This window comes from Clostridium sp. CM036 (assembly GCF_055081135.1).
Genome location: NZ_CM143652.1, coordinates 3,400,846 through 3,421,449 on the forward strand (window position 1 = coordinate 3,400,846; position 20,604 = coordinate 3,421,449).

Sequence of the window (20,604 nt, forward strand, 5' to 3'; positions counted from 1 at the left end):
TTAATATTGACAACAAAGGGACGGGTTGGTATAATATAATCTGAAACATGTTTCAGATTATAGGGGGGGACTATGAAAAATACAATTGAATTTAAAAATGTTACAAAAGCTTATAATTTAGGCGAAAAGACGCTACTTGCTGCAGATAATATCAGTTTTACTATTAATGATAGTGAATTTGTTGTTATATTAGGTCCGAGTGGCGCCGGCAAATCTACAGTTCTTAATTTGCTTGGTGGTATGGACTTTGCTACAAATGGAGAAATCATTATTAATGGTAAAAATATAGCGAATTACAAAGATGATGCATTGACGGAATATCGAGCAGAAAATGTGGGCTTTGTATTTCAGTTCTACAACCTCATTCCAACATTAACTGCCCTTGAAAATGTGGCACTTACAAAGGATGTAGTGAAAGGGGCATTGGATGCTGCCGAAATACTGACCTCAGTTGGACTAGGTGATCACTTAAATAAATTTCCATCACAGCTATCAGGTGGGGAACAACAGCGAGTGTCTATAGCAAGGGCCATATGCAAAAATCCAACCATGCTTCTTTGCGATGAGCCAACAGGTGCACTAGATAGTGAAACAGGTATTGTTATTCTTTCCTTACTACAGAAAATGAGCAGAGAGAAAAATAAGTCAGTTATTATTGTTACACACAATTCAGCACTGGCTCAGGCTGCAGATAAGGTTATCCGAATTAAAAACGGCAAAGTGAGGGATATAAGTATTAATGCTGCACCCGTTGATGTAAAGGAGGTGAACTGGTAATGCTTTTTCTCAAAATGATTCGAGATATGAAGCTAAACAAAACTCAATTCATTTCAATTTTTATAATGTCTATTTTAGGCGTTTTTATATACGTAGGTATAAACAGTGAATGGTATGGATTGCAAACTGCATCAAATGAGTATTACCGGGATACTAATTTTGCTAATGTCTGGATTTATGGCAGTGGGTTTACGAAATCGGATGCTGATAAGGTTTTATCAGTTAATGGTGTTACCTCCGTACAAAGAAGGCTCACAATAGACAGTGTTGCGAGATTTGAAAACAAACCAAAGATAACACTACATTTTACAAATGAAAACAAGATTTCAAAGTGCCAGCTTATTGATGGGCAGGAATTTTCTGTTGATAAAGATGGTGTATGGCTGGACGACGCATTTGCTAAAGCAAAGGGACTCACCCTTGGAGATACTATATCCACAACATTCAATGGTATTACTATGAAAAAAGAAATACTAGGAACAGTTTTAAATCCTGAATATGTGTATGCAACAGGCGATAATGACATTGTTCCAAACCATGAAAACTTTGGATTTGCTTATCTCTCCGACAAGTCTTTACCAAAATCAATACCAATATTCTACACAGACCTTTTGGTTACTACCGATGGGACAGATTACTCAAAGTTAGAAAAAAAAATTGATACCGCTTTAGACGGTAAGTACAGTGTATTTTTAACAAGAAATAATTTTGGAAGTTATGCAATGTTTCAGGAAGAAATCGAGCAGCATAAAGCGATAGGGCAGGTCTTCCCAATTGTATTTCTTGCAATTGCCTTACTTACAATAATTACAACTATGACGCGTTTAGTCAATAATCAACGTACGCAAATCGGCACATTAAAAGCGATAGGTTTCAAGAAGAAACACATATTATTCCACTATGTTTCTTATGGCTTATGGATTTCCATTGCTGGTGCTGTTATTGGATTAGTAGCAGGCCCACTTATTCTGCCACATCTTTTCTACGATTCATTAAAAACAGCATACACCTTACCTGTTTGGAAACCGGAAGTTTCAGTCTCTTCATTTATAATGGCTCTAGTTTCTGTAATTGCATGTACTTTGGCAACTTACCTTACTTGCCGTAAAGTTCTAAAAGATATACCATCTCAATTGCTTTTGCCTAAGGCTCCAAGGATTATGAAACAAGGCTTTTTTGAAAAAACAAAGTTATGGGCAAAGATTGGGTTCAATACACAGTGGAATTTACGGGATATGTTTCGAAGTAAAGTTCGTTCCATTATGGCTATAATCGGTGTAATGGGATGTACATCACTGCTTGTATGTGCTTTTGGTATGAAAGATAGCGTAAAGGATGTTATTAGTTGGCAGTATTCGGATATTAACCACTATGAAACAAAGTTGACACTTTCTGAGAAAGTATCCAAAAAAGAAATTTCATCAATTAAAAATAGCTATGCTGGAGAATCAATAATGGAAGGTACTATCGAAATTAAAGCAAAGGATAAAAAGAAAACTGCGCAGCTACTTGTAACTGAAAATGTAACACTTATTAACCCTCAAAATGCCAAGCGTGAGGCTATTCAATTACCACAAGACAAAGTATCAATAAGCTATAAAATGGCTAATCTTTTAGGAGTTAAAGTAGGCGATGAAATTTCCTTTCACATTTATGGTGATGAACGTTACGTTACATCAACAATCGGGGCCATTTACCGTACACCCATATCCCAAGGCATCACATTGACAAAAAATAATTTTGAAAGGCTGGGATACAACTTTAAAGCTATCTCTATCATAACTTCTAAAAAAATAAATTCTAATGTTACTGGTGTAACGCGCATCTGGTCAAGGGTAGATTTAACTAAAAGTTATGAAACCATGACAGAAGCCATGAACATTATGGTATATATACTTATTTTAGGAGCAGCTATTTTGGGCATAGTAGTGCTTTACAATCTCGGCATATTATCCTTTACAGAGCGACAAAGAGAACTTGCCACGCTAAAGGTATTAGGCTTTAAAACAAAGAGAATTAGGTGGCTACTTCTTACACAAACCATTTGGATTACAACCCTTGGAATTATAATTGGGATACCTTGCGGAAAATGGCTTATTAGCTATATGATTTCATTCATGGGTGATACCTTTGATATGATGACCATAATATCTGTTCAATCATTGTTTTACAGTATTTTCGGAACAATTTTGATATCTATTCTTGTTAACCTTATGTTTTCAAAGAAAGTTAAAGATATTGATATGGTTAGTTCTCTTAAAAGTGTAGAATAAGCCTCTTTGTAACGATTTTGGAGATATAAAAATTAATACAACACAAAACAAGCGAGTCTCAACTTACGAGGTTTGCTAACAAATATTTTTATGCACAAAAAAAGTATATATTACGTATAATGCATTGATTAAATAGTAATATATACCTTTTTATTTTTTATTTAACTGTTACTAGTTCATATTCGTCAGTTCCAATTCCGATAGCTTTTGCATGGTCGAGTCCAACTTTCCAATTTGTATCAGGATGTATAGTAGAAAATTTATCGTCTCCATCATGATAGTGGTTATCTGAAAGTTCAGTTGCATTTAATGCAATTGCACTATTAACCATATCAACACAGGCTTGATCTAAGGCTACTGGATCAAAGGATGCAGCTATTCCTATATCTGGAACAATTGCAACGTCATTTTCCGGTGAACAGTCACAATTAGGGGAAACATTCATAATGAAACTAATATGAAAATGTGGCTTATCTTTAATAACTGCATAGGTGTATTCTGCAATTTTTTCATTAGCGCTATCAGCGGATTCATTCCACTTTACTGTTGCGCAGCCATAGCGACATACGGCAACACATTGACCACAGCCTACGCATTTATCATAATCTATAGTTGCCTTTTTATCTTCATTAAAGGTAATTGCTTCATGTAGGCAATTTTTAACGCACTGACCACAGCTTACACATTTACGATGTTTCATAAATGGCTTTGATGCAGAATGCATTTCAAGCTTGCCGCCAACAGAGCCTGAGCCCATACCTAAATTTTTCAATGATCCACCAAACCCAGTCATTTCATGGCCTTTAAAATGAGTCATAGAAATAACTATATCTGAATCAGCAATGGCTGAACCTATTTTAGCAGTTTTGCAATGTTTTTGGTTAATTGGGATTTCTCTATAATCCCCACCCTTTAATCCATCAGCTATAATTAAGTTACATCCAACTGAAATCGGATTAAAACCATTTTCCATAGCGGCTTCAATATGGTCTACAGCATTAGATCTTCTTCCTGTGTATAGTGTATTGCAATCAGTAAGGAAAGGTTTACCGCCTAGTCCTTTCACAAGCTTAACAATACTTGCAGCATAATTTGGCCTAATGTAAGAAAGATTTCCTGGCTCTCCAAAATGAATTTTTATAGCTACAAATTTATCTTTGAAATCAATATTTTTTATACCTGTTTCTACCACAAGTTTTTGAAGTTTATCTAATAGATTGCATCCTGGTTTTGTTCTTAAGTTTGTAAAGTATACTTTTGATTTATCCATTTATTTACCTCCTATGATTTCTATCATAATGTTATTGGGTTGGTTCATTTGATTATAATATTATATCATATTGCAGTATGCGTTTGTTTTTTTTATGTATAGATCGAAACATACTTTATTTTAAATAATTGCAATAAATTAGATATAATTAATATTAATTTTCATATTATCAATAAAGAATACAATATTTGTGATATTATTGTAGTATGAAAAGTTTTTATTTAAGAGGAGGAATTTTAATGGATTCAGACCCTGACCCTGCGCCCAATAATATAATGGCGCAATTTATAACAATTGGTATTTTAACACTGATAAATGCATTCTTTGCATCGGCGGAAATGGCAATAGCGTCACTTAGCAAAAATAAAATTAAGCATCTTGCGCAAGAGGATAACAAAAAAGCACAGCTATTAGTAAAACTTATTGAGGAGCCAACAAAGTTTTTATCGGTTGTTCAAATTGGAATTATGCTCGCTGGTTTTTTTTCTATTGCAACTGCGGCTACTGGAATATCTAATCATTTTTCAGGATATTTAAACAATTTGAATGTACCTTATAGTAAGCAAATTGCTTTAGCTAGCATAACAATTGGTCTATGTTATATAACACTTGTGTTTGGTGAATTGTTTCCAAAGCGAGTAGCACTACAAAAATCAGAAGCTATTGCAATGTTTTGCGTAGTGCCTGTTTTCTATGTATCTAAGCTGCTGGTTCCTTTTGCAATGCTACTTTCAGCATCCACTGATGTTTTAGTTAAGATTACTGGTCTTAATAGTGAAAAATTAGAGGAGAAGTTATCAAAAGAGGAAATGAAATCACTTATAGAAGTTGGACGACAACGCGGCGCTATAAACGAAACTGCCAAAAAGATGATAAATAACATTATCGAATTCGATGATAAATCAGCTAGAGAAGTTATGACTCCAAGAACTGAAGTGTTTTTGATTGATATAAATGATCATGTTACACAGTTCTTAGATGAGTTATTAGAGAAAAAGTATTCAAGAGTGCCAGTATATGACGGTGATGTTGATAATATCATAGGAATACTTCACATGAAAGATTTTATAATGGAGGCTCGCATTAAGGGCTTTGAAAATGTAAACATTAAGAATATATTACATTCTCCTTACCTTGTTTATCAAAGTAAAAATATAGATGAATTATTTAGAGAATTAAAAATATCTAAAAATCATATGGCAGTACTTATAGACGAATATGGAGGATTTTCAGGGGTAGTTACTATTAAAGACCTTATAGAAGAAGTTATGGGAAATATTGAAGATGAATATGATGATGACGAACCTGATATAAGAAAAGTTGATAATAATACTTATATAGTGAATGGATTACTTTCTTTAGACGAATTGAATGATCATCTTGATTTAAATTTAATGTCGAAGAATTACAATACTATAGGAGGTTTTTTAATTAGCCTTATAGGATGTATTCCAAAGAAAAATGAAACCCAAACTATTGAATATGGGAATGTAATATTTAAAATAGAGCAAGTTAAACAAAGAAGAATAGAAAAAATTAAAATATATATATAAAAGATGCTCTACTTTCAAAAAAAGTAGAGCATCTTTTTTTCATATAGGGAAGTTATATAAAGGTGATTATTTTCATAAATATTCTTTTTACTTGTATTTATGAGGATTATGAATTTATCATATACGATTTAACTAAAAATCTGTATACGGATCATTTAAATAATCTTCTTCATACTCGTTTATCTTTTTAATGATCTTTGTGAATACTGCATCCACTTTAGAAAAATCCATATTTGGTATAAAGTAAGTTTCGAGTTCGTCATGTAGACATTTAGCTTCTTTTATTGTAGCTAAGCCCTTATCTAATAGCGTGTAAAACTCAGTTGCATCATATTCTATTTCATCTTTGTTATTTTCAAGTGTACTTAGATTTAAACAATCCTCCATATCAATTACAATACCTGGAAGATCTGAATTATTTATTTCATTAGAGGTCAAAATGGCAACATTTAAGTCAGGAATCAATATATGCTCAATTTTTTCAGGGATAAGTGGCGTATGAAAAATTTCTACATTGTATCCACGCCTTAAGGCTTCGGTGGATAGAAATTCTAGTACATCTGATTTTCCAGTACCAGGTCCGCCTTTTAATACATAAATATTTTTATAACCTGCGCTTAAGTTTTCAATATAAGTGACAATACCGTTAGGTGTAAAGGCTGTAGCAAATAAATGTCTATCATAGCCTATAGTAGATGGTGGCGTGGTGAATAAAGATTCTTTTAGATTTTCTTTCAGTATGTTTAATTTATTAATATTCAAGGCTTCATCATTATAGTTTTGCCAATCATCATAAACTAATTTAGCTGCTCCAAAGAATCGATAGGCCCTTTTAAAAGTTTTGCCAACTTTTTTATTTATGCCAATTATTTTATGCCTATATTTCTTAAAGCCTTCTTCATTCCAACAATCTCCCATGTTTAGAACTTCATCTACGGCTCCTGGATTTATAGGATCCACTATATGAGGTGCTGTTGCATCAAGTATTGCAACGTTAAGTTTTTTAATAACTACTCCGTCTAGTGAATTATTATCGGAAGAACAGTGATGTTGTTCTATATCGTAGCCTTTTTCATTGAAGTATTTAGAAACTTTCTTCATTAAGGATGATTTACCTGTTCCAGGGCCTCCTTTTATGCATATTATTCTTCTTGCTTCATCTTGACCTAGTATATACCTATAGTAGGAATAGAATCCTCTTGAAGTATTGCCACCGGGGAAAAAATTTTTAATAGTACCTTGCATAATATCACACTCCATTTCATCATATCAATACATACTATTCATAGATGTTGAAATTGATTATAATTATTTTATATTTTTGTTGAAAATATTTTGTATATATTCTGAATAATAGTAAATTATTATTTTTAAATTGAGGTTGACAAAAATAAAATATGGCATATAATAAAAATATAATCATTCCAATATGAATACTAGGAAATGCAATGAAAAAGGAAAGTAGTATATTGCATGGGTACAGAGAGGAAGCGATGCTGAGAAGCTTTTACCTAAATATATATGAAGTGCCCTTTGGAGCATGGACCTGAAATTATAGTAGGGTACTACGGGTTCGCCCGTTAAAGCGATAAAGCATTTTGTGCTTGGATTTAAGTGAGATTCTATATCTAATTAGAGTGGACCGCGGAGTGTAATAACACCGCCTCTATAAAATGAGACGGTGTTTTTTTGACACCAAAAATATTTGAATTTTAAAAAAAACTTGGCCTTAACACTATTTTTTAAGTATAAAATGTAAAATTTAGACTTAAAAAAAATAAATGGAGGTAATATTATGAGTTCATTAGATTATTTTAACGAAATAGCTAAAAGTTGGAACGTAATAAGAAGTGAGTATTTTGATGAAAGGTTAAAGTACAAGGTATTATCCAAAGTAAGTATAAAAGATAAGGTAGTGGCTGATCTTGGATGCGGCGCTGGATTTTTATCCTTAGCGCTGGCCTTAGATGCAAGCATTGTGTTTTCTATAGATCAATCAGTAAATATGCTTAAAGAATCCAAAAAATTAATGGAAACTAAAAAATTCGATAATGTATATCCAATAAAATCCTCCATAGACAACTTGGTTTTGTTTGATGAATCTGTAGATGTGGTCTTCATTAATATGGCTCTTCACCATGTGAGCGATGCTAAAAAGGCTATTAAAGAGATGCACAGAATAATTAAAAAAGGTGGGACTTTAATAATATCGGATGTAGAAGAGCATAATGGGCAGTGGGCAAGGACTGAAATGTTTGACGAATGGCTTGGTTTTTCAAATAATCAGATGGAAGAGTGGTTAACTGGCGCAGGGTTTAATATAGTAAACATTGAGAATACAGATTTAAGATGCAAAGGTTATTCTAGCAAAGGCGAATATACTGAAACTGGCATTTTCATTGCAGTAGCAAATAAGGAGGTAAGGGTAAATGATTAAGGTTGAAAGTTTTTCATTAGATCACACAAAGGTTGTGGCACCTTTTGTACGAAAATGTGAGGTAAAGATAGGCGAAAAGGGTGATAAAGTAACAAAGTTTGACTTAAGATTTATGCAACCAAACAAGGAGTTTATGAATATATCAGCTATCCATACTTTAGAGCATTTGCTTGCTGGATATATGAGAGAAGTAATGGACGGAATTATAGACATTTCACCTATGGGATGTAGAACAGGTTTTTACATGATCGTATGGAATGATGTCAGTGTAGATAGGGTTATAGAAGCCCTAAATTATGGATTGAAAAAGGTGATAGAAACAGAGGAAATCCCGGCAGCCAATGAAGTTCAATGTGGAAATTATAGAGATCATTCCTTAGATGGTGCAAAAGAATATGCAAAATTAGTTCTAAGTAGAGGTATTAGCAGTGAGATATATAAATAGTATATTAAATATTATAGGAAATACACCACTTATTAAGCTAAATAATTTGGGTGTAAAAGAAGGTGTAAATATCTTCGCAAAACTGCAGCCATCAATTAAGGATACAATGTAAAGAGGGGCTATTTGTAGGCAGTTCTTTAGGGACTGCCATAGTATCTGCAATAAAACTTGGAGAATCCATTGAAGGTGGGAACATTGTTGCAATACTGCCTGAGAGGGGAGATAGACATTTTAGTAAGAACATCTGTAATTAATGCTTGTACTTATAAACATACTGTGATAATATAATAACTAATTTAATAAGTAAACTACCTAGGGTAGAGGTGCTGTATCTAAGAGTACTTGTTCGGAGCTGACAGGCTAAGATGAATAAGAAAAGGAGCTATGGCCGAAGAAAATGTATTTGGTGAAATTATTTTCTGAGATTACATATAATATATGTAAAATTGTCACTGATTTTTCAGTGGTGAGCTACAAGGTACACGAAGTTTGTATAAAAACATGTATTTTATGCAGCAAAGGTGTTCCTTTGCTGTATTTATTTTTTTTGAAACAATATAAAAAAAGGTGTAAAAATAAGAAGTTAAAAGAACAACTTGAGATTGTCAGAGGGAAACTATATGAAAAGATATAACTTGCAAAATTAAAAGTGTTAGGAGAAAAATGCTTTAGGTTAAATCAAGTTCAGTAATTAATTATTAATGTTTAATTGAAATATATATATACTTCGCAACTATACTATACGACGAAGCAAATATTACTTATATTTTAAGCAAAAGGAGATTAGTGTAATGGATATTAAAATTAGAGGAGTATCTATAGAAGACTTAGATGCAGTAACAGAAGTGGAATCAAGATGTTTTCCAGAGGCAGAGGCTGCTACGAAGACATCATTCGAACAACGAATTAAGATATTTCCAGAATTTTTTTTTGTAGCAGAAATTGATGGAAATATAATTGGGTTCATCAATGGGTGTATAATCAATGAAACTGCTATCTATGATGAATTATATAATGATGCTACACAACATGTTCCAGATGGAGATTACCAGACTATTTTTGGTCTTGACGTGATACCAGATTATTGTAATCAAGGAATTGATGTACAATTAATGAATCATATGATAGAAGTATCAAGATTAGAGGGTCGTAAAGGCGTTATTCTAACATGTAAAGAAAAACTTATTCATTATTATACAAAATTCGGGTTCGTAAATATAGGCATATCTAAATCAGTACACGGTGGTTCTAAATGGTATAATATGATTTTAGAGTTTTAATTGAGATATAATATGAGTGAACATTTGTAATTTATAGCTAATTAACAGTATTAAATTATCGGTAATAGAAATGCTGAATCGTATAGTTAGTTAACGTAAACTTTTTTGGTTAATTATAAAAATATGAAAGAAAGGTTGTTTGGGCAAAATGAACGATATTGAAAATGTAATCCAAAGAAATACTAAATATTATGAATTAGATACAAAGGCAAATATTATTTATAAATTTGTTATGACTTATAGTGACTATATAAAAACAGCTCGTGATTATGGGACTGGAGATATAATCAATATGGTTGAATTACATACTCTGACTGTTATTGATGAGAATCCAGGAATTATTGTTACTGAGGTGGCATTGGAGTGGAATCGTACTAAAGGTGCTGTATCACAGATTATTACCAAACTAGAAAAGCGTGGTTTAATTATACGAAAAAAAGAAGATGACAACGCAAAAAACGTCCATTTGTATGTCACTGACAAAGGAGAACTCCTAAGTAAAGCACATAAAGCATATGATATTAAGGAACTCACTTGGGCTGATAAAACATTGCATAATAGCTTTACTACCGAAGAGATTGACGCATTTTATAAAGTTATGCAAAAGTATACTGAATTGTTAAATATACCTCGTTAACAATAAAAAAGAGTATTTTGATCTAATAGTGTATAAATAAAAACTCTCTTGACAAAATATTGTTTAGGTTATAAACTATAAATAGTATAGAGCCTAAACAATATTTGTTTTTTTGTAATACATTTAAAACTGGAAGGAGATATTATGACAAAATACAACTTTGATGAAATTATCGACAGAAGAGAAACAGACTCTATAAAATGGTCTAAAAAACATCTTAAAGAAAACTTTGGAGAGGAAAAAAGCATTCCAATGTGGATTGCGGACATGGATTTTAAAGTCGCTCAACCCATTATTGAGGCACTAACAGAGAGAGCACGACATGGGATTTTTGGTTATGGACATAAGAGTGATGAGTTTTTGGAGGCTGTAGTTAACTGGCATAAAAAAAGGAACGGATGGGACATTGAAAAGGAATGGATACTTTTTACACCAGGAATAATACCTGCACTAAACTTTATTGTAGAGACATTTTGTAATCTAGGTGATAAAGTGATAATTCAAAGTCCTGTTTATTATCCATTTGCCAATATTATCACCAATAATGGTTGTCATATTGCTAATAATCCATTAATACTTAATAATGGCAAATATGAAATGAATTTTTGTGAATTAGAAAGAATTGCTCAAGATAGCAGAACTAAGCTCATGTTTTTATGTAGTCCCCATAATCCCGTTGGGCGTGTTTGGACAGCTGAAGAGTTGCAACGGTTGGGTGAAATTTGTGTAGAGAATAATGTGCTGGTAATTTCAGATGAAATTCACTCGGATTTAATATATCAGTCAAATCGCCATATTCCATTTGGTAAGATTTCTGAAGAATTTAGGATGAACTCAATTGTATGTACATCACCTTCAAAGACATTTAATCTTGCAGGTCTACAAATTTCTGATATTATAATACCCAATGAAAAGTTAAGGAAAGAATTAAACCATAAACTAGCAACAATTGATATCGATCCAGGCTCCTTTGCATCTGTGGCTCAGATAGCAGCTTACAATAAAGGGGAAGAATGGCTTGAGCAGCTTATTATATACCTACAAGATAATCTTGATTTCATTGATAAATTTCTAAAGGCGAGAATTCCAAGGGTAAAGATGATTAGACCAGAAGGAACTTATTTGGCGTGGCTTGATTTTAGTGATTTTGACTTCACGGATATAGAACTTCAGCAATTGATGCAGACAAAAGCTAAAATCGCACTGGATGATGGCTATATCTTTGGCGTTGGTGGAGAACATTTCCAAAGAATCAATTTTGCATGTCCTAGAACAATATTGGAAAAAGCTTTAAAGAGCATTGAAAAAAGCCTAGAAGGAATTAACTAAAAAGTATTTAGTCTATGCTACACGAGATATATAAAGGAGTGATTTGATTATGGCAGTGGTTGTTCAAAAATATGGAGGTTCATCTGTAGGCACTACAGAGAAAATCAAAGGAATTGCACAAAGTATAGTAAAGAGGAAAAATGAAGATACAGATTTAGTTATAGTAGTATCTGCTATGGGGGACACTACAGATGATTTATTATCTCTATCAAAAGGTATAGGAGAAAAACCAGATAAGAGAGAATTGGATGTTCTATTATCAACAGGTGAAATAATTTCAAGTGCACTACTCGCCATGGCAATTAAGGGACTTGGATATGATGCCATAAGTTATACTGCATACCAAATTGGGATTAAGACTAGTGGACAATATGGTAAAGCGTTAATTGAAGATATACACGGTGGCAGGATTAAAAAAAGCTTAAAAGAAGGCAAAATCGTAATAGTTGCTGGCTTCCAAGGAATAAATGGGGAAGGTGATATTACAACACTCGGCAGAGGTGGATCTGATACTACTGCAGTTGCTTTAGCTGTGAAGCTTAATGGCAGATGTGAAATATATACGGACGTTTCTGGAATATATAGTGTAGATCCTAGAGCATACAGCGCAGCTAAAAAATTAGATGAAATAGAATATGAGGAGATGCTCGAGCTAGCAAGTTTGGGAGCTCAAATAATGCATTCAAGGTCTATAGAACTTGCTCAAAAATATAGCATACCTATATATGTAGGGCTCAGTAATAGTGATATTAAAGGAACTGTAATTAAGGAGGTAAAAAATATGAATATGGAAAGTAAACCAGTAACAGGAATAGCAACTAGTGATGAGGATGTTGCAGTAACACTTCAGCGCATACCTAAAGATGTGAATATATTGTCTACTATATTTGAAGCTATAGGAAGTAAAAGAATTAATATAGATATGATAAGTCAAACATCACCTATAGATGGAAAGGTAAGTGTATCATTTACTATACCTAAAGAAGGCTTAAAGGATAGTTTAGAAATTATAGATAACTTAATAGCAGATAATAAAGTTATAGTTGATGAAGAGATAACTAAATTTTCAGTGGTGGGGCTTGGCATGAAGACAACCTCTGGAGTAGCAGCTAGAATGTTTAGGGTTTTTAACAAAAACAATATTGAAATTAAAATGATTACTACATCAGAAATAAGAATTACTTGTGCTATTAAAATTGGAGACAAATTAAAGGCTATAAAGGTTGTTGCAGAGGAATTTAATCTGTAAATATAACATGTTCCACAGTGACTTGCAACAGGAGTTCGAAACGTGAAATTTCATTAAGAAATTCTAAACTTTTCTGAAAATGTAATTCGCTAACGTTCACATTCGGCGTCATGCCTCAAGTTCTCTAGACTGCCTTCCTGGCAGTCTTACGAGAATTACATTTTCACAAAAGAAGAATTCCTAAATGAAATTTCAGTGCTTTTTCGCTTCTTGTTGCAGGTCGCTGCGGAGAAATTCATAATTGCTAATCAAATACTATTTTAATGTTTTTCCCACCATAAGATTATGTAAGTATAATATGTATCATTTTTTACTTTTTAACATTTTTAAAAAGTGATTATTTTTCTAAAGATAAAACTCATTATAGACGATAGTTAACTATCGTCTATAATTTACTTAAAGGTTATTTCTCAGTAGTAAGAAAATATATCTTATTTCTATAATTTTGAGTAGGAGGGGAAACATGAATATAGTAGCCATATATGGAACAGAACATAAAGGCAGTACCTATAACATTGTGCAACTTTTATTGAGAAAGTTACTTGGAGAGAAAGATGAACTAATATAGTTTTATTTGCCAAAAGACATGTCCCATTTTTGCCAAGGCTGTGCACTTTGTTTTAGTAAAGGCGAAAGTTTTTGTCCTCATGAAGATAAAATAACTCCGATAAAAACTGCAATGGAAAATGCAAATTTAATTATTTTGGAAAGTCCTGTTTATGTATTGCATGTAAGTGGTCAAATGAAAGCATTTCTTGACCATTTCGGCTTTCAATTCATGATACATCGTCCCAATAAAACAATGTTTTCAAAAACAGCTGTCGTTGTAAGTACTGCAGCAGGTAGCGGAATGAAATCAACGATAAAAGATATGACTATGAGCTTAACTCATTGGGGTGTAGGAAAGATATTTACTTACGGTAAAGCAGTTGGTGCTTCTGACTGGCAAGGTGTCAGCGATAATAAAAAAAAGCAAATTGAAAAAGATGTTGATAAATTGTCTGTTAAAATATCAAATAAATCTAAACATATTATCCCTGGTTTTAAAGTAAAGGCTCTTTTCTATATCATGCGTTTCATACAGAAAAAACGCATTTAATCAAACTGATAAAACATATTGGGAAGAGAAGGGTTGGCTTGAGAAAGTACGACCTTGGTAATAATTTTTAAGAGAAGCCATTTTGGGATTCTCTTAAAAATCGTCATATTTTATGAATATTATCTAATTGAAAAGATTATTTATTCTTTTTTTAGAACCCCAAGTCTTACTCACTGTCCATATAGATATTAATGCATCTAGAATAACAGCTACATATACTGATTTATTCCCCATTATAATGCCTCCTTACCTGGTACTTAATGGTATTTAATGGTATAATATTTCAATTGGAGGTGGGCAATATGAAAAAAATCATGTCAATATTTATGAGTTCTATTTTAATTGTAGGAGTACTCGGTAGCTGTACCAGCACGGCTAATGCTACTACTGAAGGAATAGTCAAAAAATCTAATTTCAAATTCACTGTAAATCCTGAAACCTTTCAGTTATCTATTGAAAAAAATGGTGTAAAGGAAAATGCTTCAGATGGGTTACCAAAAAGAAAAGTATCAAATTTAAAAAGGTCAAATAATAGTGTATCATGGAAATATCCTAATGAAAATGTAAATGTGGAAATTAAAAAGGAAAATACATACTTAAATGTAAAAATAAAATCTAATGTGAAAAATAATTCGGAATTTCAATGGCCTAATGTTAGTGCTGAAAGCTATGTCATTCCTCTTTCAGAAGGCAAATATATACCAAGCAACGATAAATATTGGAAAAAATATTTAAGCAATAATAGTTATTTACCATTAGAATCATTTTCTATGCAATTTTTTGCTTTGAATAAGCAAAAATATTCTATTTTATACGTAATAGAAAATGTGTTCAATAATGAAATAACTTTTAATTCGAAAGATAAAATTAAATTTTCATTTAATCATGAGTTTCCTAAAATCAATAGAAATAAAGAATATTCATTTAGAATATATGTAACAGAAAAAGACCCTGTTAATATTGCAAAAACATATAAGAATTATATTGTTGAAAAAGGAAAATTCACCACTTTAAAAAGTAAAGAAAAAACAAATAAAAACATTGCTAAACTTTATGGTGCACCCCATATGTATTTTTGGGATAAATCTGTAATCTCAAAAGAAAATGTGAAATGGGGTGCATTTAGAAATAATACATCAAACGAAACTATTAGTTGGGTAAAAGAATTATTAAAAACAAAAATAGATGGTGGAAAAGAAATGCTAGATGTTTTTGAGCAAGTAAAAACTCAAGATTATGTTGACGATTATCAAAAGAAAACAATAGTGAGTGCATTAAATCAGGTATTATTATTAAAAGATTTTTACAATCTTAAAGTGTTTAAGAATCTTGATAAAGAAACTGAAAAATTAGTAAAGAAAGGCGTTAATAATTTAAATCAATTAGAACTTATAGATTTAAATAAAAAGTTACTAAAATCTCAAATGCCAAATGATTTTGATCCAATAGAGAATTGGGCAAATTCCAATACTGTAGATTTATTAAAAGATATAAATGCCGCTGGTATAAAAAATGCGTGGATAGGCGTCGATGATTGGATACAAGGTTCTATAAATCCTAAATTAGTTGAAAAAGCCAATAATATGGGCTATTTAATAGGTACCTATGATTCTTATCACTCTATTCATAAGCCTGGAGAAGAAAAATGGGTTACGGCTGCTTTTAAAGATAAATCTTTATATGAAAATGCTACTGTTACAAATAGAAAGGGTGAAAAATTAGAAGGTTTTAAGGGGGTAGGAAGAAAACTTAATCCTACTCTGTCCATGCCAGCAGTGAAAGAAAGAGTAGAAAGTATTTTAAATACAGGCGTAAAATATAATTCTTGGTTTATTGACTGCGATGCTTTTGGAGAGGTTTTTGATGATTACTCACCGAAGCACATAACAACACAACAAGAAGATATGAATGCAAGACTTAAAAGAATGGCATTTATAAGAGATAATAAAAATATGGTTATAGGTTCTGAAGGTGGTAATGATTTTGCAAGCCAAACTATAGCTTTTGCTCATGGTATTGAAACACCCTCATTTTCTTGGCTGGATCCTGATATGAATAAAAACAAAGATAGTAAATATTATTTTGGAACATATTACTCTCCAAATGGCGGAGTTCCTAATCGTTTTTCGAAGCAAGTTCCTCTAAAAGATTTATATAAACATATATTTATTGATCAAACTTACTCTCTTCCTCTTTTTAAATTAGTTTACAACGACTCAGTTATAACTACTTATCACTGGGACTGGTCAACGCTTAAAATAAAGGATGAAGTAGGAAATAGAATGTTAAACGAAATTCTATATAATACTCCACCGTTATACCATATAGATAAATATGAATGGAATAATTATAAAGATTTAATAGCATCACACAATAAAATTTGGGCTCCATTTCACAAAAAAGCTGTAACTAAGGAAATGACGGATTTTAAAATACTTTCACCAGACAAACTTGTACAAATGAGTAAATTTGGCAAGGACTTAAAAGTAGTTGCAAATTTCTCTAACAAAGATTTTAAATATAATACTGATGTTGTAAAAGCTAAATCTTTAATAATATATGATGGTAAAAATAAGATACCATATATGCCTAAGAAATAGTTTTAACGACATTTCAGAAGGAAAGTCTCCCACTTCTATAAGTGGGAGTTACCTACTATAAGTAGGAGTTACTTGCCCTAATAAATAGAAAACTTCAGTGGTGGGATAACAATTGAGAATTCTTATCTACTCCAGAGGTCTACAAAGGGGTAAATCTCCTTCTGAAGTCGTCAATTCATCTTCTTCAAAGCTGTTCAGCTCCGCAGGAGATGATTTAACAAAAACATCTATAATTAATGATTGTACTTATAAATATACTGTGATAATATAAAAACTAATTAAAAAAATAAACTACCTAGGGTAGAGGTGCTGTATCTAAGAGTACTTGTTCGGAGCTTACAGGCTAAGATGAATAAGAAAAGGAGCTATGGCCGAAGAAAATGTATTTGGTGAAATTGTTTTCTGAGATTACATATAATATGTGTAAAATTGTCACTGATTTTTCAGTGGTGAGCTACAAGGTACACGAAGTTTGTATAAAAACATGTATTTTATGCAGCAAAGGTGTTCCTTTGCTGTATTTATTTTTTTTGGAACAATATATAAGAGTTCTAAATCTCACAAAAGGTGATAAATAGCACCGAAGGTGATAAACAGCACCAAAGGTGATAATTAATAGGAGTGATTTGATTATGGCAGTAGTTGTTCAAAAATATGGAGGTTCATCTGTAGGAACTACAGAGAAAATTAAAGGGATTGCACAAAGTATAGTAAAGAGGAAAAATGAAGATACAGATTTAGTTATAGTAGTATCTGCTATGGGGGACACTACAGATGATTTATTATCTCTATCAAAAGGCATAGGAGAAAAACCGGATAAGAGAGAACTGGATGCTTTATTATCAACAGGTGAAATAATTTCAAGCGCGCTTTTAGCTATGGCAATTAAGGAGGTAAAAAATATGAATATGGAAAATAAGCCAGTAACAGGAATAGCAACTAGTGATGAGGATGTTGCAGTAACACTTCAGCGTATACCTAAAGATGTGAATATATTGTCTACTATATTTGAAGCTATAGGAAGTAAAAGAATCAATATAGATATGATAAGTCAAACATCACCTATAGATGGAAAGGTAAGTGTATCATTTACTATACCTAAAGAAGGCTTAAAGGATAGTTTAGAAATTATAGATAACTTAATAGCAGATAATAAAGTTATAGTTGATGAAGAGATAACTAAATTTTCAGTGGTGGGGCTTGGCATGAAGACAACCTCTGGAGTAGCAGCTAGAATGTTTAGGGTTTTTAACAAAAACAATATTGAAATTAAAATGATTACTACATCAGAAATAAGAATTACTTGTGCTATTAAAACTGGAGATAAATTAAAGGCTATAAAGGTTGTTGCAGAGGAATTTAATCTATAAATATAACATGTTAGACGATAGTTAAGTATTAAACATAATTTACCTAAAGGCTCTTTAAAGTACGACCCTGATAATAATTTTTAAGAGAAGCCATTTTGGACTTCTCTTAAAAATTGTAATATTTTATAAATATTATCTGATTGGAAAGATTATTTATTCTTTTTTTAGAACCCTAAGTTTCACTCCATATTGATATTAATGCACCTAGAATGAGAGCTCTATCTACAATAATCATTAATTTGAGATTCGCATATATCAATCACCTTTTCATCCTTATATTTCCTATACCACTCTACAGTCTTTTCTATTGTCTCATCTATGCCCCACCTAGGCTTAAAATTTAAACAGAATCTAGCCTTGCTAATGTCAAGACTTAGTAAGCTCGCTTCATGGAATGAATCTCCCTTAAGGATTAAAGATTTCCAGCTTCCATTGCCCCACTCTTTGACAAGTCTTCTGACAACCTCCTGAACCGTAATGACATTTTGAGCTTCAGGTCCGAAGTTCCAAGCTCCAGAAAACTCCACATCTTTTTTTAATATTTTTGTTCCTAAAAGTAAATATCCGTATAATGGTTCAAGGACATGCTGCCAGGGTCTTACAGCACCTGGATTCCTAAGCAAAATCTCTTCATCATTTTCTAGTGCCCTGATGCAGTCTGGTATAATTCTATCGATGGCCCAATCTCCACCTCCAATTACATTACCTGCCCGTGCTGTTACAATTATTTTTTCATGATTTTTATACTCAGCTGTATTAAAAAAAGAATTTCTATATGAGGAAACCAAAAGTTCAACGCAACCCTTACTAGAACTGTACGGATCATAACCACCCATGGGATCTATTTCCCTGTAGCTGTACATCCATTCATTATTTTCGTAACATTTATCACTAGTGATAATAACTAAAGCTTTTGTTTCTTTACTGGCCCTCACCGCTTCCAATACATTTACAGTGCCCATAAAATTCACCTCATAGGTCTCTTTAGGGTTTTCATAGGAGTACCTAACGAGTGGTTGTGCTGCAAGATGAAAAACTATCTCTGGTTCATAGGTCATAAAAACTTCATTAAGATGTTTGCTATCTCTTATATCTCCTCTTATATCAACAATATCATTGCTAATTTCAGATAAAACGAAATTGCTTTTGACACTGACGGGATCTAGTGCATAACCAATAACATTTGCTCCTAATTTTTTTAACCAAATAGCTAGCCATGATCCTTTAAAACCTGTATGACCAGTTATTAAAACATTTTTATTTTTATAATTATTTTCAAGGTCTTTTAACATTTTTTTCACATCCTATGGTAAATGCTTAATCCACATATCTTTATTTTCTTCATACCACCTTATTGTTTTAACAATTCCATCCTCAAGGCTTATTCTAGGGCTCCAGCCTAATTCAGTATGGATCTTACTTATATCCGCACCAGGTGACCACATTTCATTTTTTCTGTATTTTATTGTCCCATATAAGGGGACCCTATCTGTTTTAATATTTTTAAATATAAGATCTATATAGTATTTTAAAGGGAAAAGACTTCCATTTGCTATATTGAAAATATTGCTCTTTAAATTGCTTTTAGCAGACATAACCAATCCGTCAATTATGTTTTCAATGTAGCAGTAATCACGTAATTGTTCACCAGATGTTAGTCTTACCTCCTTATCTTCCAGTATTGACAGTATTATATGACAAAAAATCTTATGCCTCTCTTCTCCCTCCCCAAAAATACCAAAGGGCCTTAAGGTTATAATATCTATATTATTTTCTCTGGCAATCTGATGAGCGATTATAGTTGCACTAGCTTTAGAACTTCCATAGATGCTCACAGGTTCTGGATACATATCTTCCTTCATAAGATCTTTCCTATCTCCATATTCAGCACAGCTACCCATATTAATGAATTTTTTGCAGTCGGTGTCCTTCAATGAATTTAAAATATTAATCATTCCTAAAATATTAATGTTTGCAGCTTTAATATATTCTTTTTGTGCTGAGTTTACGCCATAAGCTGCTAAATGAAATACTATTTCAGGGCATATATCCTTGATGCAAATTTCAATTTTTTTACTGTCAGTTATATCAATCTCATAGATTGATATATTTTTTAACTGCTCTTCCAGTCTCCAGGTTTGGCTGCTCTGTCTTCCTATAATAGATACCTCTGCGCCTTCATTCAATAACCTCTTAACTAGGTGAGAGCCTATAAATCCAAATCCACCAGTTACCAATATCCTCTTACCGGTAAGACTAACCTCTTCCATATACTATACCTCCAA

Annotated in this window: 17 protein-coding genes, 1 pseudogene, 2 riboswitches and 1 other annotated feature; of the genes and pseudogenes, 14 read left to right on the forward strand and 4 right to left on the reverse strand. The window is 32.2% G+C overall.

Features of this window, described 5'->3' with window-relative positions; all coding sequences use genetic code 11:
- The first annotated feature begins 72 nt into the window (after positions 1–72).
- Both ACWJKE_RS16110 and ACWJKE_RS16115 read left to right on the forward strand, forming a co-directional pair.
- Positions 73–777, forward strand: a complete 705-nt coding sequence (locus ACWJKE_RS16110; RefSeq protein WP_216303940.1) for an ABC transporter ATP-binding protein — start codon at positions 73–75, stop codon at positions 775–777.
- On the forward strand, positions 777–3,050 hold the full coding sequence (locus ACWJKE_RS16115) for an ABC transporter permease (protein WP_462959009.1): 2,274 nt from the start codon (positions 777–779) through the stop codon (positions 3,048–3,050). Before ACWJKE_RS16110 ends, ACWJKE_RS16115 begins: the two co-directional genes overlap by 1 nt.
- A 157-nt stretch (positions 3,051–3,207) precedes the next feature.
- On the opposite strand, the gene ACWJKE_RS16120 is transcribed toward ACWJKE_RS16115, so the two are convergent.
- Positions 3,208–4,320 (reverse strand): DUF362 domain-containing protein, encoded by a 1,113-nt coding sequence (locus ACWJKE_RS16120; protein WP_216303942.1) that lies wholly within the window; start codon positions 4,318–4,320, stop codon positions 3,208–3,210.
- A 239-nt stretch (positions 4,321–4,559) separates the two neighbouring features.
- Between ACWJKE_RS16120 and ACWJKE_RS16125 the strand changes: the two genes are divergently transcribed.
- Positions 4,560–5,873, forward strand: coding sequence for a hemolysin family protein (locus ACWJKE_RS16125; protein ID WP_462959010.1), 1,314 nt, complete (start codon positions 4,560–4,562; stop codon positions 5,871–5,873).
- Between the two features lie 132 nt (positions 5,874–6,005).
- Here the strand turns inward: ACWJKE_RS16125 and ACWJKE_RS16130 are convergent, their stop codons facing one another.
- Entirely contained in the window at positions 6,006–7,118 is a 1,113-nt protein-coding gene (locus tag ACWJKE_RS16130; protein WP_216303944.1) for a PRK06851 family protein, read from the reverse strand.
- 194 nt (positions 7,119–7,312) lie between these two features.
- Positions 7,313–7,544 (forward strand) — a binding site (T-box leader).
- A 124-nt stretch (positions 7,545–7,668) separates the two neighbouring features.
- On the opposite strand from ACWJKE_RS16130, the gene ACWJKE_RS16135 reads away from it, so the two are divergent.
- From ACWJKE_RS16135 to ACWJKE_RS16185, 11 genes and pseudogenes are all read left to right on the forward strand, one after another.
- Complete coding sequence (locus tag ACWJKE_RS16135) at positions 7,669–8,310, forward strand: class I SAM-dependent methyltransferase (protein ID WP_462959011.1); 642 nt, start codon at positions 7,669–7,671, stop codon at positions 8,308–8,310.
- Complete coding sequence (locus ACWJKE_RS16140) at positions 8,303–8,755, forward strand: S-ribosylhomocysteine lyase (RefSeq protein WP_462959012.1); 453 nt, start codon at positions 8,303–8,305, stop codon at positions 8,753–8,755. Before ACWJKE_RS16135 ends, ACWJKE_RS16140 begins: the two co-directional genes overlap by 8 nt.
- Positions 8,739–8,867, forward strand: coding sequence for a hypothetical protein (locus ACWJKE_RS16145; protein ID WP_258280624.1), 129 nt, complete (start codon positions 8,739–8,741; stop codon positions 8,865–8,867). Before ACWJKE_RS16140 ends, ACWJKE_RS16145 begins: the two co-directional genes overlap by 17 nt.
- A pseudogene (locus ACWJKE_RS16150) lies at positions 8,866–9,009 on the forward strand (cysteine synthase); the annotation flags it as partial. The gene ACWJKE_RS16145 and the pseudogene ACWJKE_RS16150, both read left to right, overlap by 2 nt.
- A 56-nt stretch (positions 9,010–9,065) precedes the next feature.
- A riboswitch (Lysine riboswitch) is annotated at positions 9,066–9,237 on the forward strand.
- A gap of 309 nt (positions 9,238–9,546) precedes the next feature.
- Positions 9,547–10,035, forward strand: coding sequence for a GNAT family N-acetyltransferase (locus ACWJKE_RS16155; RefSeq protein WP_462959013.1), 489 nt, complete (start codon positions 9,547–9,549; stop codon positions 10,033–10,035).
- Positions 10,036–10,183: 148 nt separating this feature from the next.
- On the forward strand, positions 10,184–10,672 hold the full coding sequence (locus ACWJKE_RS16160; RefSeq protein ID WP_462959014.1) for a MarR family winged helix-turn-helix transcriptional regulator: 489 nt from the start codon (positions 10,184–10,186) through the stop codon (positions 10,670–10,672).
- A gap of 144 nt (positions 10,673–10,816) precedes the next feature.
- Positions 10,817–12,001, forward strand: a complete 1,185-nt coding sequence (locus tag ACWJKE_RS16165; RefSeq protein WP_462959015.1) for a MalY/PatB family protein — start codon at positions 10,817–10,819, stop codon at positions 11,999–12,001.
- Positions 12,002–12,050: 49 nt separating this feature from the next.
- Entirely contained in the window at positions 12,051–13,250 is a 1,200-nt protein-coding gene (locus ACWJKE_RS16170; RefSeq protein WP_462953589.1) for an aspartate kinase, read from the forward strand.
- A 574-nt stretch (positions 13,251–13,824) separates the two neighbouring features.
- Positions 13,825–14,349: a flavodoxin family protein gene (locus ACWJKE_RS16175; RefSeq protein ID WP_462959016.1), complete on the forward strand. Its 525-nt coding sequence runs from the start codon at positions 13,825–13,827 to the stop codon at positions 14,347–14,349.
- Between the two features lie 302 nt (positions 14,350–14,651).
- Positions 14,652–16,949, forward strand: coding sequence for a glycoside hydrolase (locus ACWJKE_RS16180; protein WP_462959017.1), 2,298 nt, complete (start codon positions 14,652–14,654; stop codon positions 16,947–16,949).
- A 293-nt stretch (positions 16,950–17,242) separates the two neighbouring features.
- Positions 17,243–17,414: riboswitch (Lysine riboswitch) on the forward strand.
- Positions 17,415–17,581: 167 nt separating this feature from the next.
- On the forward strand, positions 17,582–18,319 hold the full coding sequence (locus ACWJKE_RS16185; RefSeq protein ID WP_268064076.1) for an ACT domain-containing protein: 738 nt from the start codon (positions 17,582–17,584) through the stop codon (positions 18,317–18,319).
- 218 nt (positions 18,320–18,537) lie between these two features.
- Here ACWJKE_RS16185 and rfbG read toward each other — a convergent pair whose 3' ends face one another.
- Together rfbG and ACWJKE_RS16195 are read right to left on the reverse strand one after the other, a co-directional pair.
- Positions 18,538–19,611: a CDP-glucose 4,6-dehydratase gene (gene rfbG, locus ACWJKE_RS16190; RefSeq protein ID WP_462952773.1), complete on the reverse strand. Its 1,074-nt coding sequence runs from the start codon at positions 19,609–19,611 to the stop codon at positions 18,538–18,540.
- A 12-nt stretch (positions 19,612–19,623) separates the two neighbouring features.
- A complete protein-coding gene (locus ACWJKE_RS16195) occupies positions 19,624–20,589 on the reverse strand; it encodes an NAD-dependent epimerase/dehydratase family protein (RefSeq protein WP_462953592.1) in 966 nt (321 codons plus the stop codon).
- Between the last annotated feature and the right edge of the window lie 15 nt (positions 20,590–20,604).

Coding starts and splice junctions, on each gene's coding strand:
- ACWJKE_RS16110 (WP_216303940.1), top strand. CDS start 73: ATGAAAAATACAATTGAATTTAAAAATGTTACAAAAGCTTATAATTTA.
- ACWJKE_RS16115 (WP_462959009.1), top strand. CDS start 777: ATGCTTTTTCTCAAAATGATTCGAGATATGAAGCTAAACAAAACTCAA.
- ACWJKE_RS16120 (WP_216303942.1), bottom strand. CDS start 4,320: ATGGATAAATCAAAAGTATACTTTACAAACTTAAGAACAAAACCAGGA.
- ACWJKE_RS16125 (WP_462959010.1), top strand. CDS start 4,560: ATGGATTCAGACCCTGACCCTGCGCCCAATAATATAATGGCGCAATTT.
- ACWJKE_RS16130 (WP_216303944.1), bottom strand. CDS start 7,118: ATGCAAGGTACTATTAAAAATTTTTTCCCCGGTGGCAATACTTCAAGA.
- ACWJKE_RS16135 (WP_462959011.1), top strand. CDS start 7,669: ATGAGTTCATTAGATTATTTTAACGAAATAGCTAAAAGTTGGAACGTA.
- ACWJKE_RS16140 (WP_462959012.1), top strand. CDS start 8,303: ATGATTAAGGTTGAAAGTTTTTCATTAGATCACACAAAGGTTGTGGCA.
- ACWJKE_RS16155 (WP_462959013.1), top strand. CDS start 9,547: ATGGATATTAAAATTAGAGGAGTATCTATAGAAGACTTAGATGCAGTA.
- ACWJKE_RS16160 (WP_462959014.1), top strand. CDS start 10,184: ATGAACGATATTGAAAATGTAATCCAAAGAAATACTAAATATTATGAA.
- ACWJKE_RS16165 (WP_462959015.1), top strand. CDS start 10,817: ATGACAAAATACAACTTTGATGAAATTATCGACAGAAGAGAAACAGAC.
- ACWJKE_RS16170 (WP_462953589.1), top strand. CDS start 12,051: ATGGCAGTGGTTGTTCAAAAATATGGAGGTTCATCTGTAGGCACTACA.
- ACWJKE_RS16180 (WP_462959017.1), top strand. CDS start 14,652: ATGAAAAAAATCATGTCAATATTTATGAGTTCTATTTTAATTGTAGGA.
- ACWJKE_RS16185 (WP_268064076.1), top strand. CDS start 17,582: ATGGCAGTAGTTGTTCAAAAATATGGAGGTTCATCTGTAGGAACTACA.
- rfbG (WP_462952773.1), bottom strand. CDS start 19,611: ATGTTAAAAGACCTTGAAAATAATTATAAAAATAAAAATGTTTTAATA.
- ACWJKE_RS16195 (WP_462953592.1), bottom strand. CDS start 20,589: ATGGAAGAGGTTAGTCTTACCGGTAAGAGGATATTGGTAACTGGTGGA.